Here is a 13,045-nt window from a genome sequence, read left to right on the forward strand (position 1 = left end):
GGATTTTTGCTGAAGTCTCGCTTGATTACCGCCTTTATTTTGATTCCGATTGTTATTGCCGCGCTCTTTTTGCTGCCTCCGGTGGGATTTGCGCTGGTTACCCTGGCGGTATGCATGCTGGCCGCTTGGGAGTGGGGGCAGTTCGCGGGTTTGGCGACCCGCAGCCAGCGGATCTGGCTGGCAATCTTGTGCGGCTTGCTGCTGGCGCTGATGATGCTGACCATTCCCGATTACCATCCCTTTACTTCGGCCTGGCAGGTGGAATACGCGTTGAGCGCCTCGCTGGTCTGGTGGCTGGCCGCCCTGGTGCTGGTATTGTGCTATCCGCAATCCGCGGCTTTGTGGCGCCGCTCAAGCACCCTGCGGCTGTTATTCGGTATTCTGACCATCGTGCCTTTTTTCTGGGGCATGCTGGCGCTGCGCCAGCATCAGTATACGCTTAATCATTTTATCGGCGCCTGGTGGCTGCTCTATGTCATGCTGCTGGTTTGGGGCGCTGATTCCGGCGCCTACCTGTTCGGCCGGGCGTTGGGCAAGCATAAGCTGGCGCCCAGGGTTTCCCCCGGCAAAACCTGGGAGGGTCTGGCGGGCGGCCTGCTGACCTCGGCGGTGCTGTCCTGGCTGTTCGGCAAGTACGCGCCGCTGGAAGCCGCTCCGCTGAGCCTGCTGCTGTGCTCGGTCATCGCCGTGCTGGCCTCGGTGCTGGGGGATTTGACGGAAAGCATGTTCAAACGTGAAGCAGGCATCAAGGACAGCGGCCAATTGATTCCGGGGCACGGCGGCATTTTGGATCGCATCGATAGCCTGACCGCCGCGGTGCCGGTTTTCGCCTGTTTGATGCTGCTGATTTTCAGAGCTATTTAATCGAGGGGCCAGGAGTTATCATGTTGCATTTTCTCTGGAGTCTCGCTGCATTTATCATTGCACTGGGCATATTGATTACGGTGCATGAGTTCGGCCATTTCTGGGTGGCGCGCCGGTGCGGCGTCACGGTGGAGCGCTTCTCCATCGGTTTTGGCCGCGCCCTGTGGCGATGGACGGATCGCCGTGGCACCGAGTATGTTATTGCGGCCATCCCCCTGGGGGGATATGTAAAAATGCTCGACGAACGGGTGGATACCGTGCCCCCGGAACGCCGCCATGAGGCCTTCAACCATAAAAAGGTGTGGCAGCGCGCCGCCATTATCAGCGCGGGACCCATCGCCAATTTTATTTTTGCGGTGTTTGCCTATTGGCTGGTGTTTATTATCGGTGTGCCGAGTTTTCGTCCGGTTATCGGCGAAGTCACCCCTGATTCCATCGTCGCGCAGGCGGAAATTTCACCGGGCATGGAACTAAAGTCGGTTGACGGCATCGAAACGCCTGACTGGGATTCGGTTCGTTTAGAATTGATTGGTAAAATAGGCGATAGCCAGGCCACGGTGGGCGTTGCCCCGTTCGGTTCCTCCCAGGTGGAGAGAAAAACGCTCGATTTGCGTGACTGGAAATTCGAGCCGGATAAGCAGGATCCGATTATCGCGCTGGGGATTATTCCCCGCGGTCCGCGCATAGAACCGGTGCTGGCGGAAGTCCAAAAAGCGTCCGCGGCGGAAAAAGCCGGTTTGCAAGCAGGCGACAGGATCGTTAAAGTCGATAGTCGTCCGCTGGTGCGCTGGCAGGATTTTGTCATGCAGGTGCGCGACAAACCCGGCCAGCCGCTGCTGCTGGAAGTAGAAAGGCGGGGAGAAACGTTGCCGATTACCCTGATTCCCGATGAAAAAACGGTGGGTAGAGGCGAGGTGGAAGGTTTTGCGGGCGTGGTGCCACAGGTGATACCGCTGCCCGAGGAGTATAAAACGATACGCCAGTACGGCCTGATTCCCGCGGTTTATCAGGCTGGCGACAAAACCTGGCAACTGATGAAGTTGACCGTCGGAATGCTGGGTAAACTGGTGACGGGGGATGTGAAGCTGAATAACCTGAGCGGGCCGATTTCCATAGCCCAGGGCGCGGGGATGTCGGCGGAATATGGTTTGGTGTACTACCTGATGTTCCTGGCGCTGATAAGCGTCAACCTGGGTATCATTAATCTTTTCCCGTTACCGGTGTTAGATGGTGGTCACTTGCTCTTCCTGGCGATTGAAAAGCTTAAGGGTGGGCCGGTTTCCGAGCGAGTGCAGGATTTCAGTTACCGCATCGGTTCGATTTTGCTGGTGTTGTTAATGGGACTTGCCCTTTTCAATGATTTCTCCCGGCTCTAGCGCCGGGGATTATGTTAGGAAGAACGCATAACCACGATGGCGATGAAAAAGTTGCTCATAGCGTCGCTGCTTCTTAGCAGCGCCACCGTATACGGTGCAGACGGGTTCGTAGTGAAGGACATTCATTTCGAAGGACTGCAACGAGTCGCCGTCGGTGCGGCGTTACTCAGTATGCCGGTACGTGTCGGAGACACGGCCAGTGATGAAGATATCGGCAATACTATCCGCGCCTTATTCGCCACCGGAAACTTTGAGGATGTCCGGGTGCTGCGTGATGGAGATACGCTGGTTGTTCAGGTCAAGGAGCGCCCCTCCATTGCCAGTATCACCTTTTCCGGCAATAAAGCGGTGAAAGAAGAACAGCTCAAGCAGAATCTTGACGCCCAAGGGGTCCGCGTCGGCGAAGCGCTGGATCGCACCACCATCTCCAATATCGAGAAGGGGCTTGAGGATTTCTATTACAGCGTCGGTAAGTACAGCGCGACGGTGAAAGCCGTGGTGACGCCGTTGCCTCGAAACCGGGTGGACTTGAAGTTTGTCTTTACCGAAGGCCTGTCGGCCAAAATCCAGCAGATCAATATTGTCGGCAACCATGCCTTCACTACCGATGAGCTGGTATCCCGGTTCCAACTGCGGGACGAAGTGCCGTGGTGGAACGTGGTGGGGGATCGCAAATACGAGAAGCAAAAGCTGGCGGGCGACCTTGAAACCCTGCGCAGTTTCTACCTGGATCGCGGCTATGCGCGCTTTAGTATCGATTCCACCCAGGTCAGCCTGACGCCGGACAAAAAAGGTATCTACATCACCCTGAACATTACCGAAGGCGCGCAGTATACGCTGGCCGGTACGGTGGTGAACGGCAATCTGGCCGGCCATTCCGCTGAAATCGACGCCATTGCCACGGTTAAACCCGGCGATTTATACAGCGGCGCCAAAGTCACCAAAATGGAAAGCGACATCAAGCAGCTGCTGGGTCGCTACGGCTATGCCTATCCCCGCGTGGTGACGCAGCCCGAGATAGACGACGCCGCCAAGACCGTGAAGCTCCATATCAACGTCGACGCGGGTAACCGCTACTACGTCCGGCGCATACGGTTCGAAGGCAACGACATCACCAAGGACGAAGTCTTGCGCCGTCAGATGCGCCAGATGGAAGGCGCCTGGCTGGGCAGCAACCTGGTGGATCAGGGCAAGGAGCGTTTGAACCGGCTCGGCTATTTTGAAACCGTCGATGTGGACACCCAGCGGGTGCCGGGCACCGATGACCAGGTTGACGTGGTTTACAAAGTCAAAGAGCGTAACACCGGCAGCATCAACTTCGGTATCGGTTTCGGCACCGAGAGCGGCGTCAGCTTCCAGTTCGGCATACAGCAGGACAACTGGCTGGGTACCGGTAATTCGGTGGGCATCAGCGGTACCAAGAACGACTATCAGACCTATGCCGAGCTTTCCCTTACCGATCCGTTCTTCACCGTCGACGGCGTGAGCCTGGGCGGTCGTATTTTCTATAACGACTTTAAGGCGGATGACGCCGATCTGTCGGATTATACCAATAAGAGCTACGGTATCGGCTCTACGCTGGGCTTCCCCATCAGCGACACCAATTCACTGAACGTGGGCGTCAATTATGTCCACAATGACCTGTCGAACATGGAACCCCAGATAGCCATGTGGCGTTATCTGAATTCCAACGGCATTCACCCTCCAATCGTAGTGGGGGAAAATGAAACCAGCGACTCCGATTTCAGCACCGACGACTTCTTCTTCAACACCGGGTGGAGCTTCAACAACCTCGACCGGGGATACTTCCCGACGTCCGGTACCACCGCCAGCCTGAACGGCAAAATTACCGTTCCGGGTTCCGACAACAAATATTATAAAGTGACCTTCGACACCACCAGCTACCTGCCGCTCACCGATTCCGGCAGCTGGGTGCTGATGGGCCGGGGCCGCGCCGGTTATGCCGATGGCCTGGGCGGCATGGAAGTGCCGTTCTACGATAACTTCTTCGCCGGCGGTTCCACCACGGTGCGTGGTTTCCGGTCCAATACCATCGGGCCGAAAGCCATTTATTATAATTGCGCCGCCGGGGCCACCTCCTACAGCACCTGCCCGTTGGATAAATCCAGCGACGCGGTGGGTGGCAACGCCATGGCGCTGTTAAGCGCGGAACTGATCGTGCCGACGCCGTTCGTCAGCGCGAAATACGCCAACTCCATCCGTACCTCGTTCTTCGTGGACAGCGGCACGGTATGGGATACCGCCTGGCAGAATACCGCGCAGACCCGCGCCGCCGGCGTGCCGGACTACAGCGATCCGGGCAATATCCGCGTATCCAGCGGTTTTGCCCTGCAGTGGATGTCCCCGCTGGGGCCGCTGGTATTCTCCTATGCCCAGCCGGTTAAAAAGCAAGAAGGCGACAAAGCCGAGCAGTTCCAGTTTAATATTGGTAAAACGTGGTAGTATTGCGTCGATTTGAAATGATTTTAAACATACATGTAGGGTTAAGGAGTTTATAGTGAAAAAGTGGTTGTATGCCGCGGGCCTCGGATTAGCATTGGCTGCCTCAGCCAGCGTGCAAGCTGCTGATAAAATTGCTGTCGTCAATATTGCGAGTATTTTTCAGCAATTGCCTCAGCGCGCTACTGTAGCTGCGCAGCTTGAAAATGAGTTCAAGGGCCGCGCTGCGGATCTGCAAGCTCAGGAAAAGGACCTGCAAAGTAAAATGCAACGTCTGCAACGTGACGGTTCTACCATGAAGGCCAGCGATCGCAGCCGGATGGAAAAAGACGTCATGGCGCAGCGTGAAGATTTCTCCGCCAAAGCCCAGGCTTTTGAGCAGGATAACCGCCGCCGTCAGGCAGAAGAACGCAATAAAATCCTGAGCCGTATTCAGGATGCGGTGAAAACCGTTGCCAGCAAACAAGGCTATGATATCGTTATCGATACCAACGCCGTGGCGTATGCCGGCGCTTCGCAAGACATTACTGCCGACGTGTTGAAACAGGTCAAATAAGTCATGCCTTCAATTCGACTTGCTGATTTAGCGCAGCAGTTGGATGCACAATTGCACGGTGATGGCGATATCGTCATCACCGGCATTGCTTCCATGGATTCCGCCACCGCCGGCCAAATCACTTTTCTGGCCGACAGCCGCTTTCGCGAAAAACTTTCCACCTCCCAGGCCTCGGCCGTAGTGCTTTCCGCCGACGATCTGCCGTATTGCCAATGCGCCGCGCTGGTAGTGAAAAATCCCTACCTGACCTATGCCCGCATGGCGCAACTGATGGATACCACGCCGGCTCCGGCACAAGATATCGCCGCCAGCGCGGTCATATCCCCCGACGCGCGATTGGGCAAACAGGTAGCCGTCGGCGCTAATGCGGTTATTGAATCCGGCGTCATCCTTGGGGATAACGTGGTTATCGGCCCGGGCTGCTTTATTGGTAAAAATAGCAAAATCGGGACAGGCACAAGGTTATGGGCCAATGTCACCGTATATCATGAAGTCCGTATCGGCGAACGCTGCCTGATACAGTCCGGGACGGTTATCGGCGCCGATGGTTTCGGTTATGCCAACGATCGCGGTACCTGGATCAAAATTCCCCAGTTGGGTACGGTTGTCGTGGGCGACAGGGTTGAAATCGGTGCCTGTACCACCATCGATCGCGGCGCCCTGGATGATACCGTTATAGGTAATGGCGTCATCATCGATAATCAGTGCCAGATCGCACATAACGTTGTTATCGGCGACAATACGGCGGTAGCCGGCGGTGTTATCATGGCCGGCAGCCTGACAATCGGTCGTTATTGCATGATTGGCGGCGCCAGCGTCATTAACGGCCATATGGAAATTTGTGACAAGGTGACCATCACCGGTATGGGAATGGTGATGAGACCTATCACCGAACCCGGCGTATACTCTTCGGGGATTCCATTGCAGCCTAATAAAGTTTGGCGAAAGACCGCAGCGCTGGTCATGAATATCAGCGAGATGAGCAAGCGATTAAAAGCTATCGAGCGAAAATCAGCAAAAGACTAACCGCCTTCGCCAACTGAGCTGATAATGTGCGTTCAGGCCTTAGGCCTGACGAAAACATTTTTTATTTGCGGCCTGCTAACGTACCCTTAATCGGGTTATTGCAGGCCGTGTTGTTACTGCCATCGTTTTTTCAGACAGGAAGAGTATTTTGACTACTGACACACATACTCTTGAAATAGAAGAGATATTGGAATTATTGCCCCACCGCTTTCCATTTCTGCTCGTGGATCGCGTTCTGGATTTTGAAAAAGGGAAATTTTTGCGCGCGGTAAAAAATGTCTCATACAATGAGCCGTTTTTTCAGGGGCATTTCCCCGGTAAGCCTATTTTCCCCGGCGTGCTGATTCTCGAGGCGATGGCTCAGGCTACGGGAATACTGGCATTCAAGAGCGTCGGTAAATTGGAGCCCGGTGAACTATACTATTTTGCAGCAGTGGATAACGCTCGTTTCAAACGTCCGGTTCAGCCCGGCGATCAGATGATCCTCGAGGTTGAATTTATCAAAGAGCGCCGCGGAGTTGCTCGTTTTCAGGGAGTTGCCAAAGTAGACGGCGAAATTGCCTGCGAAGCGTCAATGATGTGCGCCCGACGTCGGGAGTCCTGATAACGTGATTGATCAATCCGCCTTTATCCATCCCAGCTCCATCGTTGAAGACGGTGCCACAATTCATGCCGGCGTTCACATAGGTCCCTTCTGTGTTGTCGGTCCGCAAGTGGAAATCGGTGCCGGTACGGTGCTGAAATCCCATGTGGTCATCAACGGCATCACCCGGATCGGTGAAGAAAACCAGATCTATCAGTTCGCCACCCTCGGAGAGGTGAATCAGGACCTGAAATACGCCGGTGAACCCACCCGGGTGGAAATCGGCAACCGCAATCGGATCCGCGAAAGCGTGACTATCCATCGCGGTACCGTGCAAGGCGGTGAAGTGACTCGGGTCGGCGATGATAATCTGCTGATGGTCAATACCCACATCGCCCATGACTGCCGCGTGGCCAATCACTGTATTCTGGCGAACAACGCCACCCTCGGGGGCCATGTCTCCATTGATGATTACGCCATTATCGGCGGCATGACCGCGGTGCATCAGTTCTGCTCCATCGGCGCCCATGTGATGGTGGGGGGATGTTCCGGCGTCGCCCAGGACGTCCCGCCCTATTTGATAGCCCAGGGCAACCATGCCACGCCGTTCGGCCTTAATATCGAAGGGCTCAAGCGACGCGGTTTCGACAAAGAAGCGCTGCAAGCCATTCGGGCCGCCTACAAACTGATATACCGCAGCGGCAAGACCTTGGAAGAAATCAAGCCGGAACTCGAGGCGATGGCGGCAGAGCATCCGTCGGTAGGCGCATTTACCGAATTCCTTGCCCGTTCACAGCGGGGCATCATCCGCTGATTATGCCCGCGCCTTCCGTGGTTATCGGCCTGGTGGCCGGAGAGGCGTCAGGGGATACCCTCGGCGCGGGATTGATTCGTGCCCTCCGGCGGCACTTGCCCGACGCCCGTTTTGTCGGCGTGGCCGGGCCGCGCATGCTGGCCGAGGGGTGCGAGGCCTGGTATGAAATGGAAGAGCTGGCGGTGATGGGTGTGGTGGAAGTGGTGGAACGCTTGCCGCGTTTGCTGAAGATCCGCCGTGACCTGACCCGGCGTTTCAGCGCGTTGATGCCGGATGTGTTTGTCGGCATTGACGCCCCCGATTTTAATATCACCCTGGAAGGCCGCTTGAAGCGGCGCGGCATTCATACCATTCATTACGTCAGCCCCTCGGTGTGGGCCTGGCGCCAGAAGCGGGTATTCAAAATCGGCCGCGCTACCGACAATGTGCTGGCGTTTTTGCCTTTTGAGAAAGCTTTCTACGATCGTTTCAACGTCCCCTGCCAGTTTATCGGCCACACCCTGGCGGACGCCATGCCCCTGGTGCCCGACAAAGCCGCGGCGCGGCAGAGCCTGGATATTCCCGTTGCGGCCCGCTGTCTGGCGCTGCTGCCGGGCAGCCGCAGCGCCGAGGTGGAGATGCTCAGCGCCGACTTCCTGCATACCGCCCAATTGCTCAGCCGCCATTTCCCCGATCTTGAAATTCTGGTGCCGCTGGTAAACGCCCGCCGACGCGAACAGTTCGAAAAAATCAAAGCGCGGGTCGCCCCGGATCTTAGGGTACATTTACTGGACGGCCTGGCGCGGGAAGCTATGATAGCCGCCGACGCCGCGTTACTGGCTTCGGGCACCGCCGCCCTGGAGTGCATGTTGGCCAAATGCCCGATGGTGGTGGGTTATCGCATGAAACCGCTGACCTTCTGGCTGGCCCGCCGGCTGGTGAAAACGCCCTACGTTTCCCTGCCCAATCTGTTGGCCGGCCGGGAATTGGTGACAGAACTGCTCCAGGAAGAGTGCGTGCCGGACAAGCTGGCGGCGGCGCTGCTGCCGCTGTTGAACAACGACGCCCGCAGCCGGGAGCTGAAAGAAACCTTTTTGGCGCTGCATCAGAGTATTCGCTGCAATGCCGACGAACAGGCCGCCCAGGCGGTGATGAAATTCATAAAACGATGACCGAATTGTTTATATACCCCATAGCCAGCTGCATCGCCGGGCGTCGATGAAGTGGGACGCGGCCCGCTGGTGGGGGCGGTGGTGACCGCCGCGGTGATCCTTGATCCCGCCCGTCCTATTCGCGGACTGGCGGATTCAAAAAAACTCAGTGAGAAACGCCGCCTGGCGCTTTACGATGAAATCAGCGACAAGGCCCTGGCCTGGAGCCTGGGCCGCGCCGAAGCGGTGGAAATCGATCGGCTGAACATCTTTCACGCTACGCTGCTGGCCATGCAGCGGGCGATACAGGGGTTGCCGCTGACGCCGGATTATGTCCTGATCGACGGCAATCGTTGTCCGCTGTTGCCCATGCCGTCCCTGGCGGTGGTGAAAGGGGATAACCTGGTGGCGGAAATCAGCGCCGCATCGATTATGGCCAAAGTGTCGCGAGACCGTGAAATGGCGGAATTGGATCTGGAGTTTCCCGAATACGGTTTTGCTCAACATAAAGGCTACCCTACCGCGTATCATCTGGAAAAACTGGCGCTGCTGGGAGCGACGGCGCATCATCGGCGAAGTTTCGGCCCGGTGAAGCGGGTGCTGGGACTGTGATGAAATTTCACTATGCCGTGCGGTTTGTAGGCCCATAAATTAAAATACCCCCAATAATTCAAGGTGCAGGAAAGCCAACGCACCTGCAACCTGAAGTATGACGGGTATAATCAACCTTTGGTGGCAGGATAATGACCGAACCCCGTTTCATTCACCTGCGGGTGCACAGCGATTACTCCATGATAGACGGGTTGGCGAAAGTCGGCCCGTTGGTTAAAAAAGCCGCGGCCCTCAACATGCCCGCGCTGGCCATCACCGATTTCACCAACCTGTGCGGGCTGGTGAAATTTTATGGCAGCGCCCACGGTGCGGGTATCAAACCCATCGTCGGCGCGGATGTTCTGGTGCAAAGCGACATGCTGGGGGAAGAGCTGGCGGAACTGACCATTCTGGCCACCGACAACGCCGGCTATCAAAACCTGACGCTGCTGGTTTCCGAAGCCTATCAGCGGGGCTATGGGCCCGCCGGTCCGGTTATCGACCGGGATTGGCTGATGAACCGGAACGAGGGGCTGCTATTGCTCTCAGGAGCCCGCAAAGGCGACGTGGGCAAGTTCCTGCTGCGCGGCAACAAACCGCAGGTGGAGCAGTGCCTGGAATTCTATCAGCAGTATTTTCCCAATCGATACTATCTTGAACTGATACGTACCGGCCGCCCTGATGAAGAGACCTATCTGCACGCCGCGGTGGCCGTCGCCATTGAACATAAATTGCCGGTGGTGGCCACCAATGACGTGCGTTTCATCGCCGAGGAGGATTTCGATGCTCATGAAATCCGCGTGGCGATCCATGACGGCTTTACTTTGGACGACCCCAAACGGCCGCGTCATTACAGCGCCCAGCAGTTTATGCGCAGCGAAGAGCAAATGTGCGAGCTGTTCGCCGACCTGCCGGAAGCGCTGGAAAACAGCGTTGAAATCGCCAAGCGCTGTAACGTCACTATCCGTCTGGGGGAATATTTTCTGCCGCAGTTCCCCACCGGCGATATGTCCACCGAAGACTTTCTGGTGGCCCGCGCTCACGAAGGGCTTGAAGAGCGGCTGGCGTTTCTGTTCCCCGATCCGCAGGAGCGCCTGGAAAAACGGACGCCTTATGACGAGCGGCTGGAGCGGGAACTGCAGGTTATCAACCAGATGGGGTTCCCCGGCTACTTCCTGATTGTGATGGAGTTTATCCAGTGGTCCAAGGATAACGGCGTGCCGGTCGGTCCGGGACGCGGCTCGGGCGCCGGATCGGTGGTGGCCTATTCGCTGAAAATCACCGATCTGGATCCCCTGGCGTTCGATTTGCTGTTTGAACGGTTCCTGAATCCCGAACGTGTCTCCATGCCTGACTTCGATGTGGATTTTTGCATGGAGAAGCGGGATCTGGTGATAGATCACGTGGCGGAAACCTACGGGCGGGACGCGGTTTCCCAGATTATCACCTTCGGCACCATGGCGGCCAAGGCGGTTATCCGCGACGTCGGCCGGGTGCTGGGCCATCCTTACGGTTTTGTGGACCGCATCTCTAAACTGGTGCCTCCCGATCCGGGCATGACGCTGGAAAAGGCTTTTGTCGCCGAGCCGCAGCTGCAGGCCATTTATGACGCCGACGAAGAGGTCAAGGCGCTCATCGATATGGCGCGCAAGCTGGAGGGGGTCACCCGCAACGCCGGTAAACATGCCGGCGGCGTGGTGATCTCCCCCACCAAGATTACCGATTTCGCGCCGCTTTATTGCGATGCCGAGGGCAATCATCCGGTCACCCAGTTTGATAAAAACGATGTGGAATATACCGGGCTGGTGAAGTTTGACTTCCTGGGCCTGCGTACCCTGACCATCATCAACTGGGCGTTAGAGATGATCAACGCCCGGCGCGGCAAGCAGGGCATGCCGCCGGTGGATATCGCCGCCATTCCGCTGGATGATAAAAAAAGCTTCGACATGCTGCAGCGTTCGGAAACCACCGCGGTATTCCAACTGGAATCCCGCGGCATGAAGGATCTTATCAAGCGCCTGCAGCCTGACTGCTTTGAAGACATGATAGCCCTGGTGGCGTTGTTCCGTCCCGGACCGCTGCAGTCCGGCATGGTGGATAACTTTATCGACCGTAAGCACGGCCGCGAAGCGCTCTCCTATCCGGATATAGAATGGCAGCACGAATCCCTGCGCCCGGTACTGGAGCCCACCTACGGCATTATCCTGTACCAGGAACAGGTGATGCAGATCGCCCAAGTGCTGGCGGGATATACCCTTGGGGGAGCGGATATGCTGCGCCGGGCCATGGGTAAAAAGAAACCGGAGGAGATGGCCAAGCAGCGATCGGTGTTCAAGGCCGGGGCGGAAAGTATCGGCGTCGACGGCGAACTGGCGATGCATATCTTCGATCTGGTGGAAAAGTTCGCCGGTTATGGTTTTAACAAATCCCACTCCGCCGCCTATGCGCTGGTTTCCTACCAGACGCTATGGCTAAAGGCGCACTATCCGGCCGAGTTCATGGCGGCGGTCATGACCGCCGATATGGACAATACGGAAAAGGTGGTGGGACTGGTGGACGAATGCTGGCGCATGGGACTCAAGGTATTGCCGCCGGACATCAACAGCGGGCTGTACCATTTCCACGTCAACGACGAAGGGGAAATCGTCTATGGCATCGGCGCCATCAAAGGGGTGGGGGAAGGGCCGATCGAGGCCATTATCGACGCCCGCAACCAGGACGGCCATTTCAAAGAGCTGTTTGATCTGTGCGCCCGCACCGACATTAAAAAGCTTAACCGCCGGATGTTGGAGAAACTCATCATGTCCGGCGCCTTCGACCGGCTTGGTCCCCATCGCGCGGCATTGATGAATTCCCTGGGGGATGCCCTGAAAGCAGCCGAGCAGCACTCCAAAGCCGAAGCCATCGGGCAGGGGGATATGTTCGGCGTATTGGCTGAGGCGCCGGAAGCGGTGGAAGCGTCCTACAGTACAGTACCGCCCTGGCCGGAACATGTGGTGCTGGACGGTGAACGGGAGACCCTGGGGCTTTACCTCACCGGCCATCCCATCACACGCTATCTGAAGGAAATCGAGCGCTATGGCGGCGGCCTGCGCCTGAAGGATATGCATCCCACCGACCGTGGTAAAATGGTCACTGCGGTGGGACTGGTGCTGTCGGCCCGTGTCATGGTGACCAAACGGGGCAACCGCATCGGCGTTTGTACCCTGGACGACCGTTCCGGGCGTTTGGATGTCATGCTGTTCACCGATGCCTTGGAAAAATATCAGCATTTGCTGGAAAAAGACCGTATCCTGATAGCTCAGGGACAGGTCAGCTTTGACGACTTTAACGGCGGCCTTAAAATGACTGCCCGCGAACTGATGGATATCAGCGAAGCGCGTGAAAAATATGCCCGCGGGCTTGCTATATCGCTGACCGACAGGCAAATTGATGACCAGCTTTTAAACCGTCTCCGCCTATCGTTGGAACCGCATCGATCGGGGACGATTCCAGTGCATCTTTATTACCAACGTGAAGATGCTCGTGCCAGGTTAAGGTTTGGCGCGACATGGCGTGTCACGCCGACCGACCGATTGCTGAATGATTTGCGTACTCTGGTGGGCAACGAGCAGGTGGAACTGGAATTTGACTAATATAGGAATA

The 13,045-nt window shown here is 56.7% G+C and carries 9 protein-coding genes and 1 pseudogene; all 10 read left to right on the forward strand.

Features of this window, described 5'->3' with window-relative positions:
- Positions 1-6 precede the first annotated feature (6 nt).
- Positions 7-864 carry a phosphatidate cytidylyltransferase gene (gene cdsA / locus GTU79_RS05130; RefSeq protein WP_132923226.1) on the forward strand — a complete coding sequence of 286 codons (858 nt, stop codon included), beginning with the start codon at positions 7-9 and terminating at the stop codon, positions 862-864.
- Between the two features lie 20 nt (positions 865-884).
- The gene (gene rseP / locus GTU79_RS05135) at positions 885-2,240 is read left to right on the forward strand and encodes a sigma E protease regulator RseP (RefSeq protein WP_203522666.1); all 1,356 of its coding nucleotides are present in this window, start codon (positions 885-887) and stop codon (positions 2,238-2,240) included.
- 36 nt (positions 2,241-2,276) lie between these two features.
- Positions 2,277-4,703, forward strand: a complete 2,427-nt coding sequence (bamA, locus tag GTU79_RS05140; RefSeq protein ID WP_203522665.1) for an outer membrane protein assembly factor BamA — start codon at positions 2,277-2,279, stop codon at positions 4,701-4,703.
- Between the two features lie 55 nt (positions 4,704-4,758).
- The gene (skp, locus tag GTU79_RS05145; RefSeq protein WP_132923223.1) at positions 4,759-5,256 is read left to right on the forward strand and encodes a molecular chaperone Skp; all 498 of its coding nucleotides are present in this window, start codon (positions 4,759-4,761) and stop codon (positions 5,254-5,256) included.
- Between the two features lie 3 nt (positions 5,257-5,259).
- Positions 5,260-6,282: a UDP-3-O-(3-hydroxymyristoyl)glucosamine N-acyltransferase gene (gene lpxD / locus GTU79_RS05150; protein ID WP_132923222.1), complete on the forward strand. Its 1,023-nt coding sequence runs from the start codon at positions 5,260-5,262 to the stop codon at positions 6,280-6,282.
- Positions 6,283-6,430: 148 nt separating this feature from the next.
- Entirely contained in the window at positions 6,431-6,886 is a 456-nt protein-coding gene (gene fabZ, locus GTU79_RS05155; RefSeq protein WP_132923221.1) for a 3-hydroxyacyl-ACP dehydratase FabZ, read from the forward strand.
- Between the two features lie 4 nt (positions 6,887-6,890).
- On the forward strand, positions 6,891-7,679 hold the full coding sequence (gene lpxA / locus GTU79_RS05160; protein WP_203522664.1) for an acyl-ACP--UDP-N-acetylglucosamine O-acyltransferase: 789 nt from the start codon (positions 6,891-6,893) through the stop codon (positions 7,677-7,679).
- 2 nt (positions 7,680-7,681) lie between these two features.
- A complete protein-coding gene (gene lpxB, locus GTU79_RS05165; RefSeq protein WP_203522663.1) occupies positions 7,682-8,830 on the forward strand; it encodes a lipid-A-disaccharide synthase in 1,149 nt (382 codons plus the stop codon).
- Positions 8,827-9,421 (forward strand): annotated as a pseudogene (gene rnhB / locus GTU79_RS05170) (ribonuclease HII). Before lpxB ends, rnhB begins: the two are co-directional and overlap by 4 nt.
- A gap of 131 nt (positions 9,422-9,552) precedes the next feature.
- Positions 9,553-13,035, forward strand: a complete 3,483-nt coding sequence (gene dnaE, locus GTU79_RS05175; protein WP_203522662.1) for a DNA polymerase III subunit alpha — start codon at positions 9,553-9,555, stop codon at positions 13,033-13,035.
- Positions 13,036-13,045 lie beyond the last annotated feature (10 nt).

It is taken from the genome of Sodalis ligni (assembly GCF_016865525.2).
GTDB classification, from domain to species: domain Bacteria; phylum Pseudomonadota; class Gammaproteobacteria; order Enterobacterales; family Enterobacteriaceae; genus Acerihabitans; species Acerihabitans ligni.

Excerpts from the sequence above, each read along its gene's own strand:
- lpxD (WP_132923222.1), top strand. The coding sequence starts at position 5,260 with ATGCCTTCAATTCGACTTGCTGATTTAGCGCAGCAGTTGGATGCACAA.
- rseP (WP_203522666.1), top strand. The coding sequence starts at position 885 with ATGTTGCATTTTCTCTGGAGTCTCGCTGCATTTATCATTGCACTGGGC.
- dnaE (WP_203522662.1), top strand. The coding sequence starts at position 9,553 with ATGACCGAACCCCGTTTCATTCACCTGCGGGTGCACAGCGATTACTCC.
- bamA (WP_203522665.1), top strand. The coding sequence starts at position 2,277 with ATGGCGATGAAAAAGTTGCTCATAGCGTCGCTGCTTCTTAGCAGCGCC.
- lpxB (WP_203522663.1), top strand. The coding sequence starts at position 7,682 with ATGCCCGCGCCTTCCGTGGTTATCGGCCTGGTGGCCGGAGAGGCGTCA.